32 protein-coding genes are annotated in these 22,673 nt (G+C 70.2%); 26 read left to right on the forward strand and 6 right to left on the reverse strand.

Features of this window, described 5'->3' with window-relative positions:
- Window positions 1-17: 17 nt before the first annotated feature.
- From OG226_RS21505 to OG226_RS21520, 4 genes are all read right to left on the reverse strand, one after another.
- Complete coding sequence (locus OG226_RS21505) at window positions 18-575, reverse strand: DUF1707 and DUF4190 domain-containing protein (protein WP_329349739.1); 558 nt, start codon at window positions 573-575, stop codon at window positions 18-20.
- A 136-nt stretch (window positions 576-711) separates the two neighbouring features.
- Window positions 712-912: a hypothetical protein gene (locus OG226_RS21510; protein ID WP_328680128.1), complete on the reverse strand. Its 201-nt coding sequence runs from the start codon at window positions 910-912 to the stop codon at window positions 712-714.
- Window positions 909-1,580: a hypothetical protein gene (locus OG226_RS21515; protein ID WP_328680129.1), complete on the reverse strand. Its 672-nt coding sequence runs from the start codon at window positions 1,578-1,580 to the stop codon at window positions 909-911. Before OG226_RS21515 ends, OG226_RS21510 begins: the two co-directional genes overlap by 4 nt.
- Window positions 1,573-2,304, reverse strand: coding sequence for a WhiB family transcriptional regulator (locus OG226_RS21520; protein ID WP_329349740.1), 732 nt, complete (start codon window positions 2,302-2,304; stop codon window positions 1,573-1,575). The genes OG226_RS21515 and OG226_RS21520 overlap by 8 nt, the downstream gene beginning before the upstream one ends.
- Window positions 2,305-2,579: 275 nt before the next feature.
- Between OG226_RS21520 and OG226_RS21525 the strand changes: the two genes are divergently transcribed.
- The 7 genes from OG226_RS21525 to OG226_RS21555 all read left to right on the forward strand — a co-directional run bounded on the left by OG226_RS21525 (window position 2,580) and on the right by OG226_RS21555 (window position 6,682).
- Window positions 2,580-3,056 carry a helix-turn-helix domain-containing protein gene (locus OG226_RS21525; protein WP_329349741.1) on the forward strand — a complete coding sequence of 159 codons (477 nt, stop codon included), beginning with the start codon at window positions 2,580-2,582 and terminating at the stop codon, window positions 3,054-3,056.
- A 269-nt stretch (window positions 3,057-3,325) separates the two neighbouring features.
- Window positions 3,326-3,739 carry a hypothetical protein gene (locus OG226_RS21530; protein ID WP_033280003.1) on the forward strand — a complete coding sequence of 138 codons (414 nt, stop codon included), beginning with the start codon at window positions 3,326-3,328 and terminating at the stop codon, window positions 3,737-3,739.
- A 144-nt stretch (window positions 3,740-3,883) separates the two neighbouring features.
- The gene (locus OG226_RS21535; RefSeq protein ID WP_328680132.1) at window positions 3,884-4,483 is read left to right on the forward strand and encodes a phage tail tube protein; all 600 of its coding nucleotides are present in this window, start codon (window positions 3,884-3,886) and stop codon (window positions 4,481-4,483) included.
- A 98-nt stretch (window positions 4,484-4,581) separates the two neighbouring features.
- Window positions 4,582-4,872 (forward strand): hypothetical protein, encoded by a 291-nt coding sequence (locus OG226_RS21540; protein ID WP_033280001.1) that lies wholly within the window; start codon window positions 4,582-4,584, stop codon window positions 4,870-4,872.
- A gap of 131 nt (window positions 4,873-5,003) precedes the next feature.
- Window positions 5,004-5,303, forward strand: coding sequence for a hypothetical protein (locus OG226_RS21545; RefSeq protein WP_443066900.1), 300 nt, complete (start codon window positions 5,004-5,006; stop codon window positions 5,301-5,303).
- A 460-nt stretch (window positions 5,304-5,763) separates the two neighbouring features.
- Window positions 5,764-6,021, forward strand: a complete 258-nt coding sequence (locus tag OG226_RS21550) for a hypothetical protein (protein WP_329349742.1) — start codon at window positions 5,764-5,766, stop codon at window positions 6,019-6,021.
- 454 nt (window positions 6,022-6,475) lie between these two features.
- A complete protein-coding gene (locus OG226_RS21555) occupies window positions 6,476-6,682 on the forward strand; it encodes a hypothetical protein (protein ID WP_328680134.1) in 207 nt (68 codons plus the stop codon).
- A 30-nt stretch (window positions 6,683-6,712) separates the two neighbouring features.
- Here the strand turns inward: OG226_RS21555 and OG226_RS21560 are convergent, their stop codons facing one another.
- Window positions 6,713-7,144, reverse strand: coding sequence for an ATP-binding protein (locus OG226_RS21560; RefSeq protein WP_329349743.1), 432 nt, complete (start codon window positions 7,142-7,144; stop codon window positions 6,713-6,715).
- Window positions 7,145-7,304: 160 nt separating this feature from the next.
- Between OG226_RS21560 and OG226_RS21565 the strand changes: the two genes are divergently transcribed.
- The 10 genes from OG226_RS21565 (at window position 7,305) to OG226_RS21610 (ending at window position 16,389) form a co-directional block, all read left to right on the forward strand.
- Entirely contained in the window at window positions 7,305-8,156 is an 852-nt protein-coding gene (locus tag OG226_RS21565; protein ID WP_328680136.1) for a helix-turn-helix domain-containing protein, read from the forward strand.
- Between the two features lie 11 nt (window positions 8,157-8,167).
- The gene (locus OG226_RS21570; RefSeq protein WP_329349744.1) at window positions 8,168-8,365 is read left to right on the forward strand and encodes a DUF397 domain-containing protein; all 198 of its coding nucleotides are present in this window, start codon (window positions 8,168-8,170) and stop codon (window positions 8,363-8,365) included.
- 52 nt (window positions 8,366-8,417) lie between these two features.
- The gene (locus OG226_RS21575) at window positions 8,418-8,804 is read left to right on the forward strand and encodes a hypothetical protein (RefSeq protein ID WP_329349745.1); all 387 of its coding nucleotides are present in this window, start codon (window positions 8,418-8,420) and stop codon (window positions 8,802-8,804) included.
- A gap of 99 nt (window positions 8,805-8,903) precedes the next feature.
- Window positions 8,904-9,332: a DUF3592 domain-containing protein gene (locus OG226_RS21580; RefSeq protein WP_329349746.1), complete on the forward strand. Its 429-nt coding sequence runs from the start codon at window positions 8,904-8,906 to the stop codon at window positions 9,330-9,332.
- A gap of 81 nt (window positions 9,333-9,413) precedes the next feature.
- Window positions 9,414-10,187 (forward strand): hypothetical protein, encoded by a 774-nt coding sequence (locus tag OG226_RS21585; RefSeq protein ID WP_329349747.1) that lies wholly within the window; start codon window positions 9,414-9,416, stop codon window positions 10,185-10,187.
- A gap of 59 nt (window positions 10,188-10,246) precedes the next feature.
- Entirely contained in the window at window positions 10,247-11,443 is a 1,197-nt protein-coding gene (locus OG226_RS21590; protein ID WP_329349748.1) for a phage tail protein, read from the forward strand.
- Complete coding sequence (locus OG226_RS21595) at window positions 11,440-12,720, forward strand: tape-measure protein (protein ID WP_329349749.1); 1,281 nt, start codon at window positions 11,440-11,442, stop codon at window positions 12,718-12,720. The genes OG226_RS21590 and OG226_RS21595 overlap by 4 nt, the downstream gene beginning before the upstream one ends.
- A gap of 217 nt (window positions 12,721-12,937) precedes the next feature.
- On the forward strand, window positions 12,938-13,864 hold the full coding sequence (locus OG226_RS21600) for a phage distal tail protein (protein WP_328680143.1): 927 nt from the start codon (window positions 12,938-12,940) through the stop codon (window positions 13,862-13,864).
- A gap of 4 nt (window positions 13,865-13,868) precedes the next feature.
- Window positions 13,869-15,062 carry a hypothetical protein gene (locus OG226_RS21605; protein WP_329349750.1) on the forward strand — a complete coding sequence of 398 codons (1,194 nt, stop codon included), beginning with the start codon at window positions 13,869-13,871 and terminating at the stop codon, window positions 15,060-15,062.
- A 106-nt stretch (window positions 15,063-15,168) separates the two neighbouring features.
- Window positions 15,169-16,389, forward strand: coding sequence for a hypothetical protein (locus OG226_RS21610; protein ID WP_329349751.1), 1,221 nt, complete (start codon window positions 15,169-15,171; stop codon window positions 16,387-16,389).
- Here OG226_RS21610 and OG226_RS21615 read toward each other — a convergent pair.
- Window positions 16,329-16,931, reverse strand: a complete 603-nt coding sequence (locus tag OG226_RS21615) for a hypothetical protein (protein WP_329349752.1) — start codon at window positions 16,929-16,931, stop codon at window positions 16,329-16,331. The genes OG226_RS21610 and OG226_RS21615 overlap by 61 nt on opposite strands.
- 89 nt (window positions 16,932-17,020) lie before the next feature.
- On the opposite strand from OG226_RS21615, the gene OG226_RS21620 reads away from it, so the two are divergent.
- From OG226_RS21620 to OG226_RS21660, 9 genes are all read left to right on the forward strand, one after another.
- Window positions 17,021-17,374 carry a hypothetical protein gene (locus OG226_RS21620; RefSeq protein WP_329349753.1) on the forward strand — a complete coding sequence of 118 codons (354 nt, stop codon included), beginning with the start codon at window positions 17,021-17,023 and terminating at the stop codon, window positions 17,372-17,374.
- The gene (locus OG226_RS21625) at window positions 17,371-17,565 is read left to right on the forward strand and encodes a hypothetical protein (protein ID WP_329349754.1); all 195 of its coding nucleotides are present in this window, start codon (window positions 17,371-17,373) and stop codon (window positions 17,563-17,565) included. Before OG226_RS21620 ends, OG226_RS21625 begins: the two co-directional genes overlap by 4 nt.
- A 42-nt stretch (window positions 17,566-17,607) precedes the next feature.
- On the forward strand, window positions 17,608-18,708 hold the full coding sequence (locus tag OG226_RS21630; RefSeq protein ID WP_328680151.1) for a hypothetical protein: 1,101 nt from the start codon (window positions 17,608-17,610) through the stop codon (window positions 18,706-18,708).
- Window positions 18,705-19,838 carry a hypothetical protein gene (locus tag OG226_RS21635; protein ID WP_328680152.1) on the forward strand — a complete coding sequence of 378 codons (1,134 nt, stop codon included), beginning with the start codon at window positions 18,705-18,707 and terminating at the stop codon, window positions 19,836-19,838. The genes OG226_RS21630 and OG226_RS21635 overlap by 4 nt, the downstream gene beginning before the upstream one ends.
- Window positions 19,838-20,533: a hypothetical protein gene (locus OG226_RS21640; protein WP_328680153.1), complete on the forward strand. Its 696-nt coding sequence runs from the start codon at window positions 19,838-19,840 to the stop codon at window positions 20,531-20,533. The genes OG226_RS21635 and OG226_RS21640 overlap by 1 nt, the downstream gene beginning before the upstream one ends.
- Window positions 20,534-20,546: 13 nt before the next feature.
- Window positions 20,547-20,966, forward strand: coding sequence for an ATP-binding protein (locus OG226_RS21645; RefSeq protein WP_329349755.1), 420 nt, complete (start codon window positions 20,547-20,549; stop codon window positions 20,964-20,966).
- Between the two features lie 218 nt (window positions 20,967-21,184).
- The gene (locus OG226_RS21650) at window positions 21,185-22,054 is read left to right on the forward strand and encodes a peptidoglycan-binding protein (RefSeq protein ID WP_329349756.1); all 870 of its coding nucleotides are present in this window, start codon (window positions 21,185-21,187) and stop codon (window positions 22,052-22,054) included.
- Window positions 22,055-22,080: 26 nt separating this feature from the next.
- Entirely contained in the window at window positions 22,081-22,356 is a 276-nt protein-coding gene (locus tag OG226_RS21655) for a hypothetical protein (RefSeq protein WP_329349757.1), read from the forward strand.
- Window positions 22,353-22,619, forward strand: coding sequence for a hypothetical protein (locus OG226_RS21660; RefSeq protein ID WP_266769420.1), 267 nt, complete (start codon window positions 22,353-22,355; stop codon window positions 22,617-22,619). The genes OG226_RS21655 and OG226_RS21660 overlap by 4 nt, the downstream gene beginning before the upstream one ends.
- Window positions 22,620-22,673: the final 54 nt, after the last annotated feature.

Below are 22,673 nucleotides of genomic sequence, written 5' to 3' on the forward strand. Positions count from 1 at the left end.
ACCCTCAGCGGGAGGCGTCACGTCGAGCTCGCCGTCGCCGCGATCATCAGCAGCAGCATCAGCGCCCAGCCCGTGACGGCGAGCCAGCCGAAGATCAGGCCGGTGAGCGCGAGGCCGTCGCCGCCCTGGTCGGTCCGCTGTATCTCCGCGCGGGCGGTGTGGCCGAGGATCACCGCGGGGATGCCGGTGAGGCCCAGCGTCGGCACGATGAGCAGGCCACAGACCAGCGAGCCGACCGCCTTGCCGTTGGTCGGCGGCACCGGGGGCGGCAGGAAGGGCGGCGGCACCGGCCGGAATCCCGGCGGCGGCCCCTGGAGGACGGGCGCCACCTGCGGACCCTGGGGCAGATCGGCGACCAGCAGCATCAACTCGCCCACGGTCCGGGAGTCGTAGGCCCGCGCGACCCGCTTCTCCAGCTCGTCCTCGCGCAGCCGCCCCTCGGCGAAACCGGCCCGGAGCACGTCCACCGCCCGCTCCCGGTCCGCGGTCGCCGCCAGCATCGACGCCCCGGCCTGCGCCGGCGACGGCTGGTGCGGTCCTGGCCACTGCCCCTGCCACGGTGTCGGGTACGACACGGAACACCTCCCCCGGCGCCGGAGACCGAATGCCTCCATGATGCTCCAACGCACCGAAAACGGCACCGGTTCCCCACAGGGACCGAAAGAGGTCGGCCACCCCGCCCTCGTATAGAGGGGAGCGGAGTGGCCGGTGTCAGCGAGAGCGGCGGACGGTGCGTTCCGCGGCGAACACGTCCTCCAGCCGGAACAGTTGCGCACGCCCCGCCCTGCCGACCGGTGTCAGACGCCCGAGCTGGACCCACTTGCGGATGGTGGCGGGCGCGACCCCGGCCTCCCGCGCGGCGAGCGGCCCCGGAATCAGCGTCGGCAGCCCACCCCTGGTGAACGTCGTCATCGGTCCCACTCCCCCTCGTTCCAGGTGTGCCGGTAGGCCGGGTCGTCCTGGCAGCCGCAGTCCGGCACCGAGCAACGGCAGGCCGGATTCACACAGAGCACCGCGCCCCGGTCCGGGAAGGCCCGCAACGACACCGAGTCACACCACGGACAGCGCCCCGACACCCGTACGACGGTCTCGCTGTCCCCCAGCGCGCGGGCACAGCGCCGCGCCATCCGCCGGGTCTCGTCCCGCACGTGCGCCGCGAGTACGGCGTCGGCGGCCACCTCGTCGAGCAGCCCGGCGATCCGCCGCAACCGCTCGGGCACGGCCGCCCGCCGCGCCCGCGGCAGCCCGAGCCGCTCCCGCACGGCCTCTTCCAGTTCTACGACGCCGTCCGTGATGTCCCGGATCGTGTCGGAGATGTGCAGGCGCAGCGGGGCCGCGCTGTGGCCGGGGGCGACGAGTCCGTGCCGCTGCTCCAGGAGGAGGGCCTCGGCACGTTCCTCGCGGAGCCGGTCGGCGAGGTCGGGCGGGGGCGCCGGGGCGGGCGCGCGGTGGGCCGGGGAGGTGCGGCCGGGGGCGAGTTCGACGGCGAGTTCGGGGAACTGCTGGAGCAGCGTGCCGATCCAGAGAGCGGCGTGCGCGGTCGGGCCCGTCGCGGCGGACGCCTGACTCGGGTCAGGCAAGGGAGCCTCCCCGCGGAGCGCGCATAGCCGGCAGCACCGGCCTGGCCCGCCTGGCCGACCGTGCGGTTGGGACCGCCTGAGCGGTCAGGCCGGTCCGTGCGGCCGGTGCGGCCGAGGCGGCCGAGGCGGCCGGTGCAGCCGAGACAATCGGCGTGGTCGGGGGGATCGGCGCGATCGTGGCGATCGGCGCGATCGACGCGATCGTGGCGGTCTGGGCGGTCTGGGCGGTCTGGGCAGCCGAGGCGATCGGTGCAGCCGAAGCAATGGGTGCAACCGGAGCGGCCGGTGCAGCCCAAGCAATGGGTGCAGCCGGAGCGACCGGTGCAGCGGGTGCAGCCGGCGCGATCGGCGCAGCGGGTGCAGCGGGTGCGACCGGTACAGCCGAAGCAGCAGGTGCAGCAGGCGCGACCGATGCAGCCGAAGCAGCAAGCGCAACCGAGCCGACCGGTGCAGCCGGCATCAGGTGCGCGGGGATCTCGACCGCGCGGCCGGAGCGGTAGAGCCGGCCGCCGCAGACGCCGTCGAACCAGTTGTCGGCCGGGGCGACGATCCGCTCGCAGTTCCGCCGTACCGGGCAGCGGGCGCAGGCCCGCAGGACGGGGGCGGCCTCCTTGACCTTCTTCGAGAAGACCGCCTTGGGCGGGAGTCCGGCGCAGGCGGCGGCGTTCTGCCAGCCCGCAGGTTCGTCGTAGGGGCGCGGTGGCGGGCAGGAGTCGGTGGACATGGGGCCTCCCTGTCGGACGGGTGTGGCACAGGCTTTTGGCACGTGCCATCCGGCCGTCCAGGTTTACAGATTGCGCGCGCGCCCGCAACTTAAACTCTGGTCACTCACCTCACAGCCGTGACGACAACCCGTCACGAAACCGGCCCCTGCGCCCCCATCTCCACCGAACCTCCGCCTAATTGGACGGATTTTCCTCGGTGCTTGCACGCGAGCACGTAATTCCGTGCGCGCAAGCAAGCTAAACTCGCTGCCATCCAAAGGAAGCGAGCACACAGATGACCAGCCAGGATCTGGACGCGTTCGCCGCGTGGGTCGAGGACCTGATGCGCGACCGCGGCTACGACATCGACAGCCCGCGCGGCGGCGGCAAGTCCCGGATAGCGGACGAGGCGGGAGTCCACCGGGCCGCCGTCACCCGCCTGCTGCAGCGCCAGAGCATGCCGGACCTCGAAACCACCCGCAGGCTCGCCCGCGTGCTGGGCGTGCCGGTCCGCGACATGCTCATCCGCTCCGGCCGGCTCACCGCGGAGGAACTCGCCGACCCGCACGACTACTTGGCCTCCCCCGCGCCCAGCGCCGAGTTCGGCCGCCGACCCACGCTGGAGGAGGTCGCCGACCTGCTGGGGGTGCCGGCCGACCGGAGGGAGATGTTCGTGCGCGTGGCCGAACAGTTCCTGCCGAACGACGTGCCCGCCGCAGAGCACGCGGAACACGTGGAACACGAGAACGCACGACTGCTGATGACCGACTGACCGGCCCCCTCCGGTCACCGGTTCGCCGGTTCGCGGTACGAGGGAACTGGTCCCTCCCTCGCCGCCCCCAGACTTCTCCCCCCACCCCCTCAACCTCCCCCACTCACCCGACTCTCGGCTTTTAGTTGCGTGCGCGCACGCTCGTCTGTCACAGTTGGCGCAGCGGCGGAGCTGCGCCCGCAGGCCGGCCGCTCAGTGCCTCGTCGCGGTGTGCAGGTGTACCGCCGCGTCCCGCACGCTCTCCCGAAGCTGCCCCGAGGTGACCCGGCATGACCACACCCACTCCACCGAGCGCCTTCCCGGACGTCGAGGCGATGATCGTCGACATCCTGGAGGACGACCCCCGGCTCTCCGGCGCGATCGTCGCCGTACAGGCGCCGACCGGCTTCGACGGCACGGCCGCGGCCGTGTTCGTCAACCGGCGCGGCGGCGCCTGGGTCGGCGAGCGCCACGTCGACCAGCCGCTGATCGAGCTGGAGGTGTACGGCCCGACCAAGCAGGCCGCGCACGTCCTGGCCAACGACGCCCGGCAGGCCGTACTGGCGATGGCGAACAACAAGTACGGCACGAACCTCGTCACCGAAGTCGAGGAGCAGGACGGCCCGCGCTGGCTGCCCGACTACCTCTACTCCGCGGCCAACCGCTACGTCACGGTGATGAAGGTTTACGTGGACGTCTACTGATCCCCTCCCCCGATCCGCTCGGACGCTCCACGCCCCACGGACCGAAGGCCCCGCCACCCCCCGGCGGGGCCTTCTTCGTACCCGGACCTCCCGAGTACGGCAGCACCACAGCCCCAACTCACCTGGAAATCAAGGAGATTCACCATGGCAGGAACCAACTCCTCCGAGATCCGCATCGCCGGTGTCGGCCGCCTCTACGTCGCCCCGGCCGACACGGCCGTACCGTCGACGTTCTCCGCCGACGGGGCGACCGACTGGTCGACCTGGAAGAACCTCGGGTTCACCTCCGGTGACGGCGTCACCTTCAGCAAGAAGGACAAGCTGGAGCCGGTCGACGTGTGGCAGGCCGTCAGCCCGGTGCACTTCGTGTACTCGGACCGCGACCTGACCCTGAAGTTCTCGCTGATGCAGTTCAACGAGGACACGCTGCCGTTCTTCATGGGCGGCGGCGGGGTCGACGCGGTGACCGGTTCGACGGGCGTCTACCAGTACGACATCGCCGACCGCCCGTTCGCCGATGTCCGCGCCCTCGGGCTGGAGTTCACGGATGTGCGGGCGAGCGACGGCTCGACCGTGACGTACCGCTTCGGCATCCCGCGCGGCCAGGTCACCGCGTCGGACGACATCAAGCTGGCCCGCAAGTCGGCGGCGCAGCTCGGCATCACGTTCAGCGCGATGTCCGCGGCCGACGGTTCGCCGCTGGCCAGCTTCCTGATGAAGGACGCCGCGTACGCCGCGTCCTGACCCACCGGGGTGGGACGGGCAAGCGCGCCCGTTCCACCCCGGTCCCCAACTCCCCTTTTCCCAAGCACCTGTTCGTCAGTCAAGGAGCGCTCATCACCATGACCCGTTTCGACGTCAACGCGGCCCGCGCCCAGCGGCTCGAAGCCCTCGGCCGTACCTGGTCGTTCGAACTCGACACCGAGAGCTACACCCTCCCCACCGAGCTGACCCGCGCCACCGCCAAGGCGCTGCGCAAGCTCGACGACAACGACGTGGACGGGCTGCTCCAACTCCTGCTGGGCGAGAAGCAGTTCACCCGCTTCGAGCAGCACGAGGTCACGATGCAGGACATCGCCGCCATCCTGGAGGCATACGGCAAGGAGACCGGGCTCGGCCTGGGGGAAGGCTGAGCCTCGTCGGGTTCGTCGACGAACACGCCGAGGCCCTCGAAGCGGACCTGCTCCGCTACTACGGCATCGATCTGCTCGACTGGCACCGTGACCGGCTCTCCGCGCGCCGACTCACCGTGCTCATACGGCAGTTGCCGCACGACAGCGCCCTCAACCGGGAGCTGCACGGCGAGGTCGCCGACTGGTCGGTGACCGACCATCTGCTGGCCGCCGCCGTGGACCATCTCGCCGCCGCCAACTGGATGTTCGCCTCCGCCAACTCGGAGGAGGGCGACCAGCCGGACCCCCCGGCACCGGTACCGCGCCCGTCGTACGACGACGACACGGACACCGGGGGCGGGGAGACGCCGGGCGGAAGCGAGCCGGAGAAGACGGCAGCGGCGGCGGACGCAACGCCGTCGACGGTCCAACTGGCCCGTTTCTTCGGCTGATCGGAGCGGCGGTGCCCTCGTCGAGGGTGCCCGCCGACTCCCGTCGGCCGACCGGGTCCTCCACGGGCCCCGGCTCCTCGTCCCGCCGCCGCCCGGGAGCTCGCCCCTCCAACTCGTCAGCGAGGGCACGGGCCTTGGCGGAGAGCCGGGAACGCCTCTCACCCCGGCCGCCGTCGGAGGAGGGGAACGGTGACCCTTCGGACGACTCCGTCGCTCTACGTCCCTTCTCGCGTCCGACGCCGGTGGTGAGCGGGGGCACGCCGGGCCGCCCGTTGCGCCGTACGACCGGACGCCGTTCGGCGGGCGCGGTGCGCTTCTCCCGCAGATCGCGGGCGGTGACAAGGGTGTCGGGGTCAGGATCGGGTTCCACCTGGTCCTGGTCCTGGTTCCGAGGGCCGTCCGCCACCGCCCGCTCCCCGCGCTCCTCTACCCGCGTCAACTCGGAAGGAGGGCGGAGCAGTTGGACGTCAGGCAACTGGATGACCTCACCGCCGCCACCCCCGAACTCGCGCTCCCGGCGCGGTCGGCGTCCGGTGCGGGCCTCCTCCTGGCCCTGGAGGTAGGCGGCGGTGATGCGTTGCTCGTACGCCCGCCGGACGGCAGGGAGTTGCTCGTCGACGACGTCGGCCCAACCCGCGCTGTAGGCGGCCAGTGCACGCCGGTCGAGTTCGGCGCGGGGAAGGATGACGAGGTCGTCGGGAGCGTGGCCGAGCCGTAGGGCGAGTTCGGACAGTCGGGCGATGAGGTGAGGGAGATCGGGGGCCTGTTCGAGCCAGTCGATCACCTGCGTCTGCCGCGCGTCGCTCGCGTTCCCATCCACCCCGTAGGCCTTGCTCTCGTCCCTGCCCCACCGCGCCCCCCAGCGCGAGGACGGCCGCCCTGTCGCCGCCCACCGTCGTACACAGGCCCCCAAATGCCGCACCGGGCCTGGTCATTCACCTTTCGTTCACCGACGGGAGAACGGCCGGACCGTACTTCACCAAGCTGGCACAACCGCCACCGCACCCCACATCACCGCAGGTCCGGACCGCACTGCGGGCAACTGTCTTCGGCAAACACGAAACACCACCACAGGATTACTCGTACACTAGTTCGAACCGACGCTTCGAGCGCACCAGGAGCGCCACCTGTACCACCAGCCGAGCGGACAGACAGGAAAGCAGGACGACGACATGGCGACTGGCACGAGTCACTCCCCGCACCAGCCGATCGACACCTACGCCCACCTCGCCCACCTCCTGCGCTCCCCCGCGCCGAACCGCGAGGCCCTGCTCGACCGGCTGTACGAGGAGTTGCTCACGCGCGAGTCGCGGGCGTACGCGGCGGGCTGGACGGACGCGCTGACGGAGGCGGGGCGGGGACGGGGCGGCCGGCCGTAAGCACCGGTCACAGCTCACGGGCTCACGGACTCACACGGCGAACGTGCACCAGACCTGCTTCTCGTCGAACCCCGTGCGGTGCCACCCCCACCGCCGCGCCAACGCCTCCACGAGCCGCAGCCCCCGCCCGCCCTCGTCCAACAGGTCGGCGCACGCGGGCAGTTCGGGTACTCGCCCGGGGGCGTGGTCGGTCACCATCACCCGCAGGAACGGCGGAGCGAACTCCCGCCCGGCCCCGAGCGTCAGTTCCAGCCCCGCCAGCCCACCGCCGTGCCGTACGGCATTCGTGCACAGCTCCCCCACGGCGAGCTCGACGGAGTCGGCCAACTCGCCCAGTTTCCAGTGGTCTTGAAGCCAGACGCGGGTACGGTGCCGGGCTTCGGCGACGGGGCGGAGGGGGTCGAGGGCGGAGGTGTCCCAACCGACGCGGGTGGGGGTGGTGTTGAAGGGAGGGAGGTCCATCGTTCACCTCGCGGGAAGTCGATGAGTGGCTTGCAACACAAGCTACTAGTGGAACTAAAACGCGTGCTACCTAATTCACTAAAACGAGTACTATCCTCGAACGAGGTGGACGCCCGGCTCGCAGGTCGGCAAACTGTGCGCGCGAGCGAGGAGTTGATCCATGGCACCCCGACAGACCCCCACCATTCGCCAACGGCGCTTCGGCGCCGAGCTGCGCAGACTGCGTGACGGCGTCGGCATGACCGCCCCGGTCGCGGGCGAACGGCTCGGCGCCGACCGGACGATGATCTCCAACATCGAGGCCGGCCGTTTCGGCATCAGCGAGGAGCGCCTCCGTCGCCTCGCGAGCATCTACGAGTGCGACGACACCGAACTGATCGACGCCCTCGCCTCGATGACCGGCGGACGGTCGAAGGGCTGGTGGGACGAGTACCGGGGCAAAATCCCGCCGGACTTCCTGGACCTGGCGGAGCTCGAACACCACGCCACCGGCCTGCGCACGCTGCAGACCGCCCACATCCCCGGCCTCTTCCAGACCGAGGAGCACGCACGGGCACTGTTCGACCTCTTCGTCCCGGCACTGCCGCGCCTGGAGGTCGAGTTGCGGATCGCCCAGCGCCTGGCACGTCACACCGTGGTCGCGGACGCCCCGGGCGTTCCCTACATCGGCCTGGTCCACGAAACGGCGCTGCGCATGCGCACCGGAGGCCGCCGGGTCGCCAAGGCCCAACTCGGCAGGCTGCTGGAGGAGAGCGAGCGCCCCAACGTCCGGCTGCTCGTGATCCCGTTCACCGCCGAGGGCTTCCCCATGGCAGGCGACACGATGATGTACATCTCTGCCGCCAGCGCCCACCTGGACACGGTGGAGGTGGACTCCCCCATCGGCGCGGTGTTCTTCGACTCACCGACCCAACTGGCCAACTTCCGACGACGGCTGGACTTGGTCGAACAGGTCGCGTTGAATCCGAACAAGTCGAGAGACCTCATCCTCTCGATCGCCGACGACCTGTAAGAGGTACCCCCGTGTCCGAGCCGAAGTGGCGCAAGTCCTCGTACTCCGAGGCGTCCGCCAACGCCTGCGTCGAGATGGCTGAGACCGGCCCCCTCATCGCGCTCCGCGACTCGAAGCACCCGGATCTCCCGTGGGCGACGGTCAGTCGGAGGGCGTGGGCGGAGTTCACGGGGGCTCTGAGTTCGGGGCTGCTGCACCCGGAGGCGTAGCGGCCGGCCGGACCCTTGCGTCCGCCAGGAGCCGCGCCCCAAGATTCTCGCCATGTACAAGAAAAGGCGGGTGCTCGGCACATGCCTGGGCGTGGCGCTCGCCACCCTCCTGCCCGGTGTCGGCCTGACGACTGACGATCCGTCATGGGTGCCGATCGTGCTGGGCAGTTGCGTCTTCCTCGTCCTGAACCAACTGATCTACACCTACCCGAACGACATCCGAAGCGCTCCCCCGATCCCGCTGCTGCTTCAGGCCGTGATCGGCATCGTTCAGGACACCCTGATCTGGCTGCTCGTCTCCTGGCTCAACTCCCAGATGTACTTGGGCCTCCACGTCGACGGCCTCCTCACGGCCCTGCTGGCCGGCACCGTCGTCCGCGTATCGGTCCTGGCGCTCCTGCCCCTCGGCCCACGGCCGGCCAAGGAAACCGCGCAGTAGTTCTTCTCACCGACGGCCAGGTCCGTCTCAGCCTTGACGGCTGCCATCGGCCGGTGAGCGGCCGGTATCGGGCGGGTCGGGAACGGGTACGGTCCGGGCATGACAATCGAGCGGCTGGCAGGCGGTATCGGCGCCGCCATCACCGGCGTCATCTGCATAGGTTTCGCATTTGAGGTTCTACGTCGCTGCCGCCTTCGGTTGCGCGGAATCAGAACGACGGCCGAATTGGTCAGGTTCCGCACGGAGACAGCCGAGGACGGCAGTCCGACATATTATCCCGTGGTCGTCTTCACTCTGCCGGACGGAACAGAGATGACGGCCGAGGCGGGAGATGGAGTTCCCTATCCGCCCCTCGGCTCGAAGGAAGGAGATCGCACCGAGGTCATATACGACCCAGCAGCACCGAGCAGCATCAATCTCCCCTCCCTCTTGCCAGGGAGACTCAAGACGAGTGAGATCCTCGGGTTGGGCGCCGGCTGTGTCGGCCTGGCTTTTGCGACCTGGCTGATCCTGGCGGAAACATTCTGACACAAGTAACCAGAACCACATCACACCCGAATTGGGCCCGGCTTCGGAAGCCGGGCCCTTCTTGCTGCCCAAGGAGGACGCATGCCTCGAAGCCTGGCACAGGTCGACCGAGATCTGGAGACAGCCGAAAACAACATCAGGGACATCAAGGCCGAACTGGGCAAGGCTCCGCCGAACAAGCCGAACGTCATGACCACACTCTCCGACCTCGAGAAACTGTCACCGACAGTTTCGCAGCTCAGGGCGGACGTGGACGCCACGGGCGTCACCATCAAGGAGATGAAGAAAAACTACAAGGAATTCCGACTGATGATGATCGGCCTCGTCGTCGGCCTTCAGTTCTTCAAGGTGGACATACAGGCACTGAAGCTGGACATCACACTCTTCAAGGAGTGGAAGAAGAACGACGCCTCAAATTTCCTCAAGTCCGCAGCTCAGTTCACCAAGGAGTTGTTCGACAAGCAGGGCAAGCAGACACGGCTGCAACTTGCGGCACAGGAAAAGCAGAGGAAGAAAGACGAAGAAAAAGAGAAGAAAGAGCTGGAAGCAAAACTCAAGGGAATCCCCGGAAGGGTAGACCATCTTGAGGGGTCGGTAAAGACCGCTTCCTTGCGGAACGACCTCGATCGCTTCTACTACCAGAAGTCCCACGCCGAAGGACTGCACAAGGGCATTCACCGCGCCCAGGAATCCGCGGACAAGGCAACCCGCGAGATCGAAAGTCTTGTCACCAGACTACGCAAAGCCGGTACGGACGCTTCGAGCGCCAGAGGGTCAGGAAAGAACGCGAAGAAGAACATCAACGACTTGAAAGCATCCGTCACCGCTCTGAGTCAGGCCCTCGCAGGTATCTGAGCGCGATCGGTCGAAATGGACCAGGTGTGACCCAGAGCGGCGAAAGGATCGGATAACACATGTCTCTCGTGCAGGCACTCTCCAGAACGGCTACCGGACTCAAGAACTTCCAGACCCAGGCGGCCACGGCCGGTACCGCCGTGAAGGGCGTCGGTGACCAGGCGAAGTCCGGCGAAGGTCAGCTCAAGCAGTTCAAGACCGCCGCCCAGGGCTCCGGAAAGGAACTGAAAGACCTCAAGACCGCCTCCGACCGCGCCGAGGTGTCCCTCGCCAAGGCCGGCAAGACGGGTTCCGGTGCCGGTGCCAATCTCGGCAAGTACGAATCCGGGGCGGGCAAGGCGGCCACCGGCCAGGACAAGATGAACAGGTCGATGAAGGGCAACTTCTTCGGCATGCTCATGAGCCTGCTCCAGCCGCTCATCTCAAAAGTCATCGACATGGTGGCCAACTCGAAGACCATGCAGAAGGTCCTGAAGCAGGCCTTCGAGGTCATCAAGTCCGTGATCAGCAGCGTCATGAAGGCCATCGGGCCGATCATGAAGAACGCGGGCAAGCTGATCAAGTCGGTGTGGAGCGGCATCAAGACGGCGATCACGAACATCGTCAAGGCCGTCGCCACGGTCATCAGGACCTACGTCAACGTATGGAAGTCGATCATCACCGGCGTCCTGAAGGCGATCAGCACGGTCGTCTCGAACGTCTGGAAGGGCATCAAGGCCGTCATCTCGCCGGTCGTCAGCTGGGTCAAGTCCGCGATCCCGGACGCCTTCCGGGCCGTGAAGGACCGGCTGTCCAGCATCTGGGGCGGCTTGAAGGGCATCGCCGGCCGGGCCTTCGACGGCATCAGGGGCGCGGTCCGCGACCCGATCAACGCGGTCATCGGGCTCGTCAACCGCGCGATCGGCGCCCTCAACGGCATCCACGTCTCCATCCCCGGCTGGGTCCCGATGGTCGGCGGCAAGACCTTCGGCGTCAGCCTGCCGAGGATCCCCGCGCTGGCCTCCGGCGGTGTCGTGATGCCCCGTTCCGGCGGTGTCCCGGCGCTCCTGGCCGAGGCCGGTGAGGCGGAGGCCGTCCTGCCGCTCAGCAAGCTCGACCGGCTGCTCAAGGCCGCGGCCTCGCGCGGACAGGCGTACGCAGGGATGTCGGGCACGGACGGCAGCGCGCTGCACATCGAGAACTACTACGCCGCCCAGACCAGCACCCCGCAGAGCACCGCCGACGCGCTGATGTTCCTGGCGAAGGCGCGCGGATGAGCGGCGCGGTCGCCCCTCTCCGCGATCCCCTCGCCGGTGCGGCCCCCGCCCTGCGTTCCTTCCGGACCAGGGTCGACCAGGCCCAGTCGGGCGTACGGTCCTTCGCCCAGCGCGTCACGGGCGCCGCCACCGACCTCGACCGCGTCGCCGCCCCCGTGGCCCAGGGCGCCACCGCCGTACAGCAGATCAGGACGAACGCGGACACCGCGGCCCGCTCGGTCACCAGAACCGGTCAGAGCGCGACCACGGCGGCCTCCGGCATCAAGTCGGCGGCCACCAGGGTCAGTTCCGCCAGGAAATCCCTCGGCAGGCTCAGCACCGGCCTCGGCGGTGTCTTCGCCATCGTCGGGACCCTCATCGCCGCGTCCGGGGTGCTGGGCGGCCTGCTCGACACCTTCGGTACGGCGATGACGATCGGCTCCGGCGTGATGATCGTCGTCAACGCCCTCACGCGCGCCAACCCCCTCGGCTTCGTCGCCGGCATCCTGCTCCCCCTGGCCGGCTGGCTGCTGGACATCGCCCTGAACTCCGAGACCGGCCAGCGCCTGATGGACCAACTGGCCACGCTGATCCTGAAGTACGTCCAGAACTACCTCACGATCCTCGGCCCGATCCTGAAGCTGATCGCGGGCGCCGTGAACACGTACGTCACCGGCTACCTCACCCTGATCACCACCACCCTCTCCGTCCTCGGCACGGTCATCGGCACCGGCTTCGCCGTCCTCAAGGCGCTGACCACCGGCGACACCCGCGCCCTCAGCGGCAAGGTGTCCGCGATCTGGAGCGGCTTCAAGAGCGCCGTCAAGCCGGTCCTGAACTGGATCACCAAGGACATCCCGGCCGGCTTCACCCGGATCAAGAACGCCACCACCAACACCCTGCGCGCAATGGGCCAGTTCGTCACGACCGGCGCCCAGACCGTGGCCGGCGTCGTAAAGGGACCAATCTCCGGCCTCGTCGCCTTCGCGAACTGGGTGATAGACGGCCTGAACAAGCTCAGTTTCAGCGTCCTCGGCAAGAAGTTCGGCGTGAACCTCAGCAAGATCCCGATGCTCGCGGAGGGCGGCATCGCGATCCCCGGCGCCCGCACCGGCAAGGTCCTCTCCCTCACGGCCCTCGACCGCCAACGCGCCCTCGCCGCCCGCAGCCGCACCCCCCGGCACACCCAACCCACCCACCACATCGAGCAGTTCCACGAAACCCACGGCACCGGCGCCCACGGCACCGCCACCGACCTCCTCTTCCTGACCACGGCCCACGCAGGCGCCCGCGCGTAGACCGGAACGATTCAGCCCCGGCCCAGCAACACACCCACGGGCGCGGGGCTGTACCCATCTGCGACTCCGCCGCGCAGGCGCAACCACTCAACCCCGCCCCAGCCCCACCCCCTAGGGGCGCGGGGAACTGCGCGACCAGCCACAACGCACCCGCAGCCGACGAACAACCTCCCGGCGAAACCCCCTTACCCCACCCACCCCAACGAGGTGACGCCCCATGGCCGAACTCACGACCACCCCATCCACCACCACCGACGACATCCCCCCCGGCACCCTCATCACCCGAGACGGCCAACTGCAATGGGCCGGGCTGCTGCTCGGCCCCGGCACGCCGTACGAAATCGGCAGTGACGGACTGACCGGGTGGGAGGACCTGCCGGACTACGACACGACCGACGCCGATCACCCGACCGCGCACGGCGCCTGGCCGGGCGCGCGCTACGCCAAGCCCCGTAAGGTCGGCGGCTCGGTGTGGACCCTCCCGCCGAGCGACGACACCGCGTCCTCGCTCGCCGCGATGCGCGCCCTGCGCCAGTCCCTGCTGCTCGGCGACTCCGAACGCTGGCTCGCGGTACGGCTGCACGGCGAGACCCTGGCCGTCCGGGCCCGGGTGAGTCAGCGCGTGCTGGCCGCCGACCGGACGTACACCACGCAGGGCGTCTCCAAGTCGTCCGTGCAGTGGTACGCCACCGATCCGCGCCGGTACACCGTCGACGAGCAGACCGCCGTCACCGGCGCCCCGCAGCCGGAGAGCGGCCTCACCTGGCCGCTGACCTGGCCGCTGTACTGGGGCCAGGCGTCGTCCACGGGAGACCTCGGCGCCGACAACTCCGGTTCGGCACCCACACACCCGGTCCTGACCTTCACCGGCCCCTGCACCAACCCGACGGTCACCGACCGGACTTCGGGCCGGCGCCTGCGCTACGAGATCGGTCTCGCGACCGGCGACGAACTCGTCGTGGACACGGCGGCCGGGACAGTCACCCTCAACTCCACGGCCTCCCGGCGCCACACCGCGGCAGCGGACAGCAGCCCGGAAGAACTCTTCGCCTTCGAACCGGGCCGCGCCGAGCTGGCGTTCCGCCCCGACACCTACGACACCGGCGCGCAGCTGTCCGTGCGCTGGCGCTCGGCGGAGTGGTGATCGCATGACGGTCAGAGCGGCCTGGCTCACGCCGGGCGACCAGACCCGTGAGGACACCCGGCTCACCCTCTCCGGCCTCCTCACCATCAACGCGGGCGCGGCCGAGAACGTCCCCCTGAAGGCACGCGGCGGCATCGTCCCCGGCGGCTTCGCGCTCACCGGCGCCACCGGGACGATGACGTTCACGATCGGCACCGGCCGGGCCTTCGTCCAGAGCGCCCGCATCCTCCAGGGCACCTACCCGGTCGCGGTGACCGACCCCGAGACCCTGACCGTGCCGGACGGCGACGCCCAGTACGGCCGGATCGACCTGGTCGAACTCGCCGTACTGGACGACGACTACGACGGGACGGGGGCAACTACCGCACTGCTACGGCTGGTTCAGGGCACTCCGGCGGCCATCCCCACCGCCCCCGCCACCCCGAACGGCAACGCCATCCCCCTCTACCGGATAGCGGTCCCGGCCGGCGCCTCGGCAGGGAACGGCGGCCTGTCGTGGAGCACGGCGGTCACCAACCTCCGTTATTCCACGGCCGCGTTGGGCGGCATCGTCCCGGCGTCGGGCTTCGACGGCGCCTATCCCGGCCAGTACCGCGACACCCCCGGCACGTTCCAGCGCTGGGACGGCTCGGCCTGGGTGTCGTACCCGAAGGCGGTCGGCGGCATCGCCCCCATCGGCGCGCTGACCACGGGCAGTTACGCCGGCCAGTACCAGGAGAACGCGGCCGGTCTGCTCCAGCGCTGGGACGGCTCCAACTGGCAGTACGCGGAGGGTCGTTCGAAGATCCTGCTGAGCGTGGAGCAGACCACCGCCCAGTCCGTCACCTCCGGCCCCTGGACGCAGATCACCCTCCAGACGACCGACGTCGACGACGTCACCGGCTGGTCGGGGTCGAACACCTACACCGTCCCGAGGGCGGGCTGGTGGCGGGTGAGCTGCACCCTCACCTGGTTCAACGAGTCGACGACCGGCTCACGCGGCGCCCGGATCTACCAGAACGGCGCCGGCGTCCCCCGCGCCACCTGGCTGGTGGGAGCAGGCCCGGGCGCGACCAGCGTCACCGGCACGGCCCTCCTCAAATGCGCGGCGGGCGACAAGCTCGCCCTCTACGGCCTCCAGAACTCCGGCACCACCCTCACCACCCTCGGCGGCTCGGGCTACGCCACCAACTTCACGGCGGAGTGGCTCCGCACCTGAACCAGCGTGCACCCAGGGCCCGTTGCCACGGCCGGGGATCGATCGGGACGGCCCACGCACCGCACAGCCCCATCACCTCACCCCACCCACCACAGGAGCCCCGTACATGAACCTCCGCAGCGCATGGGTGGCCGAGACAGGCCAGACCCGCGAGGACACCCGCCTGACCCAGCTCGGCGCGACCACCCCCGTCAACCCCCTGGAGGTCCGCTCCGGCATCCTCCCGGGTTCGTACGACGGCCTCTACCGCATGTCCGGCTTCTGGATGGAGGGCGCGGCGGGCGCCATGTCGGCGACCGTCCACGAGGGCCGTGCCGTCATCGCGGCGGGCGCCACCCAGGGCGCCTACCCGGTCACCCTCCCCGAGCCGTCCGGCCTGGCCTTCACCGACGGCGACGCCACCAACCCCCGTATCGACCTGGTCGTCCTGCGGATCTACGACTCGCTCTACGACAACTCCGGCCAGACGAAGGCCGCCCTGGAGATCGTCAAGGGCACCCCGGCGGCCACCCCGGTCGCCCCGGTGATCCCCGGCATCGGCCTCGCGCTCTACCAGGTCAGGGTCGCCGCGGGCATCAGCGCGGGCAAGGGCGGCATCACCTGGAGCACCGACGTCACCGACCTCCGCACCCCCGTCGTGGCGGTCGGCGGCATCCTCCCCGCGTACGGCGAGACCGGCAACGGCGCCTACCCGGGCCAGTTCCGCGACTCCGGCGGCGCGCTCCAGCGCTGGGACGGCTCGGCCTGGGTGTCGTACCCGAGCGCCCTGGGCGGTATCGCCCCGGCCGGCGCGGTCACCACCGCGAGCTACACCGGCCAGTACCGCGACACCTCCGCCGGTGTGCTGCAGCGCTGGAACGGCACGGCCTGGGTGAACTACCTGCCCGCGCCGACCTGGACGGACTACACCCCGGTGTGGGGCGCCGAGACCGGCACCGGGCCCGTGATCGGCAACGGCACGCTGGCGGGGTCGTACGCGAAGCTCGGGACGGTCGTGCACGTCCGGATCTATCTGAAGATCGGCTCGACGACCAACCTGACCGCCCAGGACGCCAACGCGAACTGGACGTTCCGGCTGCCGTTCGCACCGAACGGCACCGCGTGGAAGCTCGACGGCCGGGTACTGAGCGCGGAGGCCTACGACTCCTCGACGCTGCTGTTCTACCAGGGCAGCGGCCTGCTCGCGTCGGCCGGCGGTGTCGGCTACGTCCGCTCGATTCGCGACACCTTCGCCACCAGCAACGGCATCTGGGACAAGTCGCTGCCCTACGTCTGGGCGGCCGGTGACGTGCTGTCGATCCACGGCACGTACGAGTCCGTGTCGTGACGGTTCGTTGCGGGTGGCTGTCCCCGGACGGCCAGACGCGGGCGGACACCCGCCACACCGCCCTCGGCGCCACCACCCCGGCCGGCCCGCTGCGGAGACGCTCGGGCATCCTGCCGGGCACCGACGACGGGCGGTACCGGATCGGCGGCCTGGGGATGGCCGGCACGACGGGCACGATGACGGCCGTCGTCCACCCCGGCAGGGCCGTCGTCCAGGGCGCCTGTCCGGTCACCCTCGACGAGGACGTCACGGTGACGTTCGCCGCCGGGGACGCCCAGTACGGCCGCGTCGACCTGGTCGTCCTGCGTGTCCACGACGACGAGGCCGACGGCTCCGGCCGCGGCGAGGCCGCCGTCGAGACCGTCCAGGGCACCCCGGCCGCCGTGCCCGCCGCACCGGCCGCCCCCGGTCCGGCGCTGCCGCTGTTCCAGGTCTCGGTCCCGGCCGGGACGAGCGCGGGCACGGGCGGCATCCCCTGGGCCACCGCCATCACCGACCTGCGGACCACGCTCGTCTCGGTGGGCGGCATCCTCCCGGTCCACAACAACGGTGCGGTGGCGGGGAGTTACCGCGGCCAGTACCGGAGAACGAGGGCGAGGGCTCCCTCCAGCGGTGGAGCGGCACGGCCCGGGTGCCGTACCCGAAGGCCGTCGGCGGGATCGCCCCGGCCGGTGTGCTCACCACCGGCGGCTACAGCGGCCAGTACCGGGACACCGCGGCCGGTCAACTCCAGCGCTGGAACGGCGGTTCGTGGCTGCCGGCCGTGCCGGGCCCGGCGTTCACGCAGTCGCTGGACGCCGGCTCGACCACCTCGACGACGTACACGGCGACGCTCGCGGACACCGCGGTCACCGCGCTGACGCTCAACTTCACTGCCCCGCCCTCCGGTTCGGTGATCATCGGCGTCGGCGCACGCGTCGACACGGCGGGCAGCGAGACCACGACCGCGCACATCTCCCCCAGGTCACGCTGGGTTCGACGGTGATCTGGGCAGCGGACGACGAGCGCGCCGCGTCCGGCTCGGGCGCGGTCAGCAAGTCGGTCTCGACCCAGCTGCGGCTCAACTCCCCCACCGCGGGCGCCACTTACACGGTCACCGCGATGCACAGGTCGACGTCGTCGAGCGTCACCTGCTGGTTCGACACCGTCCACCTGCGCGTGGACCCGCTCGCCTGACGCACACACCCCCAACTCCCCACACCCTGAATGGAGTTAGCCATGCCCGTCCGCTCCGGCTGGCTGTCCCCGGACAGCCAGTCCCGCGAGGACACCCGGCTCGTCTCGCTCGGTGCCCTCACCCCGACCTCGCCGATCGCCACCCGCTCCGGCATCCTGCCGGGCTCCCCCGACGGCCAGTTCCGCATCACCGGCTTCACCCTGACCGGCACCGCGAGCAGCATGACCGCCTCGGTCAGCCCCGGCCGCGCGGTCGTCCAGTCCACCGACAGCCGCGGCGCCTACCCGGTCGCGCTGACCGAGTACCTGAACGTCACCTTCGCCGACGGCGACGCCCTGTACGGCCGGATCGACCTGCTCGTCCTGCGGATCTACGACGACGTCTACGACGGCTCGGGCCGCAGCGAGGCCGTCGTGGAGATCGTCCGGGGCACCCCCGCGGCCACCCCGGCGATCCCGGCCACCCCCGACCTCGCGATCCCGCTGTACCAGATCAGCGTGCCCAAGAACACCAGCGCGGGCACCGGCGGCATCACCTGGTCCACCGCCCTCACCGGCGTCCGCAACGCGACGGTCGGCCTCGGCGGCATCCTCCCGGTCACCACCGACACCGCGAGCGGCGCCTACCCGGGCCAATACCGGGACGTGGGCGGCCAGTTGCAGCGCTGGAACGGCACCGCCTGGGCCGACTACCCGGTGCTGCCGACCTGGCAGAGCTGGACCCCGGCCTGGACCACCAACAGCGGATCGGCGACCCCGTCCTTCGGCAACGCCTCGGTGAGCTGCCGGTACGTCAAGTCCGGGACGACCGTGCACCTGAACTTCCAGATCACGTTCGGCAGCACCACCGGCTTCGGCACCGGCCCCACCACCAACGACAACTGGCGCTTCTCGCTGCCGGTCGCCGCCGCCGCGACCCGCCTGGGGATCGGCTTCGCCGAGATGTCGGCCAACACCGCGGGCAACCGCGCCATGGCCCGGCTCTCCCTCACCACCACCGGCGCCTTCGAACTGGTCATGTCCTCCGCCCAGGCCAACGCCACCGCCGTCACCAACACCGGCGGGGTGGACTCCCTCAGCCCGTGGACCTGGGCGAGCGGCCACACCATCATCGGCACCGCCACCTACGAGGCCGCCGCATGACCACCGTCAACACGCCCTACCGGGCGATCTTCTGCGACCTGCGCACCGACAACACCATCGACATCCTGCCGCTGCGCGATGTCACCGTCGACGACTACATCGGCAAGGCCGGCTCGCTCTCGGGCACCATCCCGGTCCCGGACGCGGCGATGGCCGCCCGGGTCCGCCGGATCGAGGAGGGCCGCACCTCGGTCTACCTCCAGCGCGGCAGCGACCTGTGGTGGGGCGGCATCGTCTGGACGAGCACCCTCCAGAGCGACGACAAGGGCGTCCTCACCCTCGGCATCCAGGCGGCGACCTTCGAGTCGTACGCGGGACGGCGCCTGATCCGGGCGACCACACCGGAGTACGACGAGGACTACCAACTGGCCCTCGACGGCGACCAGTTGGACGTGGCCCGGACCCTGTGGACCGACCTCCAGACCGCGCTGCCCGGCGGCGACATCGGCGTCACCTACGGCACCGAGACCTCCGGCGTGACCCGCTCGGCGAGCTACCGCGACGGCGACGAGACGGTCTACCTCGACGCGCTGGACGCCCTGGCCGCGCTGGAGAACGGCTTCGAGCACTACATCTCGGTGTACACGGACCCGACGACCGGCGCCCGGGTGCGCCGCCTCCGGCTCGGCAGCCCGAAGATCCTCACCGGCGCCACCGACCTGGTGATGGACCGCCCGGGCACGATCCTGGCGTACTCCTTCCCGCGCGACGCGACCCGCGGCGGCACCACCGACCGCGCCCGCGGCGCCTCCACCAACACCGACCAGGCCAGCGAGTCCCGGCCGCTCTGCTCGACCGTCGCGGTCGCCGACGACCTGATCGGCCAGGCCGGCTACCCGCGCATCGACCTCACCTCGGACCACAACGACATCACCGACACGGCCACCCTCACCGCCCTCGCCCGCACCGAACTGGCCGCCGCCACCGGCGCGGTGGTGATCCCCGAGATCAGCGTCCGCCTCGACGACCTGGTCCCGTCCGCGCTGATCGGCCGCACGGTCCGCATCCGGATCACCGACGAGTGGTACGCCGAGGGCCTCGACACCCGCTACCGGATCATCGGCGTCAAGGTCAGCCCCGCCCAGCGAGGCCGCCCCGACACCGCCGACCTCTACCTGGAGGAGGTCTGATGCCCCAGCTCCCCGAAGACATCATCGACCGGCTCACCCAGATGGAGCGCCGCATCCAGCAGCTCTCCACCGCCGTCAACACCCGCCCCGCCCTCAACACCGTCTCCGGCGGCACCCTGGAGGTCGGCCCGGCCACCGGCTCCCCGATCTTCAAGGTCGGCAAGTGGCCCGGCACCAGCGAGTACCGCATGGAACTCCGCCGCCAGACCGGCACCCGCGCCATGAGCATGTACAACGGCGACGGCACCGCCACCTCCGCGCAGCCCCTGCGCATCTACGACATCGCCGAGCGCGAGCTGATCTCCGACGACGTCGCCACCGGCGGTCTCGCCCGGCCCTGGCTGAACCTGCTGCCCCCGCAGGACGCGACCGTCACCCGCTGGCCGCAGACCACGGCGACCACGATGACGACCATCGCGATGTCCTACAACGTCGTCTGGCAGCCGAAGATGCGGCTCCTCATGAACACCCGTGCCAGCTCCGGCGCCACCGGCTCCGTCCAGCTCCTCGTCAACGGCGCCCAGTGGGGCACCGTCGTCGCCGCCGGAGCCGACTTCGACCAGTCGGGCCCGGTCGCCTCCGACTTCTCCGCGGCCTACGGCGGCCTCCTCAAGGTCGAGGTCCAGGCCCAGGTCACCAGCGCCTCCGGCACCGTCTACGTCAACCCCGTACTGATGTACGGCCGCCAGACCTGAGGAAGGACAACCCATGGACATCGACCCCACCCAGCCCTGGGGCCTCGCCATCGACTTCGCGGGCCGCGCCACCATCACCGAGGCCGGCCACACGGTCTACGTCAACGTCTCCGACTCCAGCTACAACACCGTCATCGCCCCCGACTCGGTCACCGGCCTCTACTCCCCGGTCACCGTCACCGCCCAGTTCACCGAGTCCGGCCCCAACTCCACAACCCTCCGCGGCAGCGGCCGCGTCACCGTCCCCCCGATCGGCACCAACCCGGTGGTCCCCGACCCCACAGCACCCCAACAGGCAGTAGCCGCAGCCCTGGCCAACTTCGTGGACAACACGGCGGCGTACACGGCGCTCTGCGCCAAGTGGACACCACCGGAAACGGGTTCAGGAGACGAAGACAGCGCCACCGAACCAACGTCAACGGCAACCCCCTAGGAGCGCGGACCCGTATCGAACATGCGGCCACCACCCCGCGAACGCGACCACCCTCCGCATCCCGCCCACCCCAACCCCCCTTAGGGGCGCGGGCCCGTATCGAACATGCGGCTACCACCCCGCGAACGCAACCACCCTCCGCACCCCGCACACAACCCGAGCCCCCACCCCCGGCTCGGGTTTTTTCATGCCCACCCCGCCGACCAAGAAGGCACCCCATGGCCACACCCCTCTCCCCCGACACCCTGATCGCAGCCCTCAAAGCCGAGGGCATCATCGTCATCGAACACCCCGGCTGGCGCACCAACAACCGCAACAGCAAAGGCAGTTGGGGCCCAGTGAACGGCATCGTCATCCACCACACCGTCACCACCGGCACCACCCCCTCCGTCAACCTCTGCTACAACGGCCACTCAGAACTCCCCGGCCCCCTCTGCCACGGAGTCATCGCCAAGGACGGCACAGTCCACCTCGTGGGCAACGGCAGAGCCAACCACGCGGGCAGCGGCGACGGAGACGTACTGAAGGCGGTCATCGCTCAGAGCCCCACCCTCCCCGCCCCGAACCAGAACAACACGGACGGCAACGTCCACTTCTACGGCTTCGAGTGCGTCAACCTCGGCGACGGCAAGGACCCCTGGCCCGCGGTCCAGCTGGACGCGATGGTCAGGGCCTCCGCCGCACTCTGCCGAGCGCACGGCTGGAACGCCCACTCGGTGATCGGCCACAAGGAGTGGACGAACACCAAGATCGACCCGCGGGGTTTCACGATGGCCGACTTCCGCACCCGCGTGGCCACCCGCCTCGGCACCAAGGTCACCCCGCCCGCCAGGCCGACCTACCAGCCCTTCCCCGGCGCGGACTGGTTCAAGAAGAACCCCGAGTCCGCGATCGTCACCGCGATGGGCAAGCGCCTCGTCGCCGTCGGCTGCTCGGCGTACACCGCCGGCCCCGGCCCCCAGTGGACGGCCGTGGACAAAGCCTCCTACGCCAAGTGGCAGCGCAGGCTCGGCTACACCGGCACCGCCGCCGACGGCTGGCCCGGCGCCACCTCCTGGGCCGCGCTGAAGGTCCCGTACAACTCCTGAACCCCTCGGAAAGGCAAGGTCCACCCATGTCAGAGGCCGCCAAGCACACCCTCCGTACCATTCTCCAGACCGCTGTCGGCCTGTGCGTCCTGCTGCCGGCGGTCGTCGACACCGCCGGTGTCCCGGACACCCTGCCCTGGGTGGCCGCGGCACTGGCCGTGGCCGCCGGAGCCACCCGGGTCATGGCCCTGCCCGCCGTACAGGCACTGCTGCCGTCCTGGCTGCGCACCGACGTGCCGGCGGCCGGGGACGGCGCGCTGCTGAAGCCGGTCAAGGCCGAGCCGGGACGGGAGGACGCGTGAACGAACCCTCCTCCCTGTCCGACCCGATCGCCGTCGCGGTGGAACTGGAACGGCTGCGCGGGACCGTAGAGGCCGGCTTCGCCCGGGTCGACGGCTCGCTCGCGCTGCTGGTCCAGCGCAGCGACCAGACCGACCGCCAACTCGCCGACCACGAACAGCGGTTGGACGCCCTGGAACGCTCCCGCTGGCCGCTCGCCAGCATCGGCGCCCTGGCCGCGATCGCCACGGTGGTGGTCACCGCCTGGGAACTGACACCGCACTGAGCGGCATCCGGGAACGCCGAAGGGCGGCACCCCGTACGGGGTGCCGCCCTTCAA

The sequence above is a fragment of the Streptomyces sp. NBC_01261 genome (assembly GCF_036226385.1).
Taxonomy (GTDB): Bacteria; Actinomycetota; Actinomycetes; order Streptomycetales; family Streptomycetaceae; genus Streptomyces.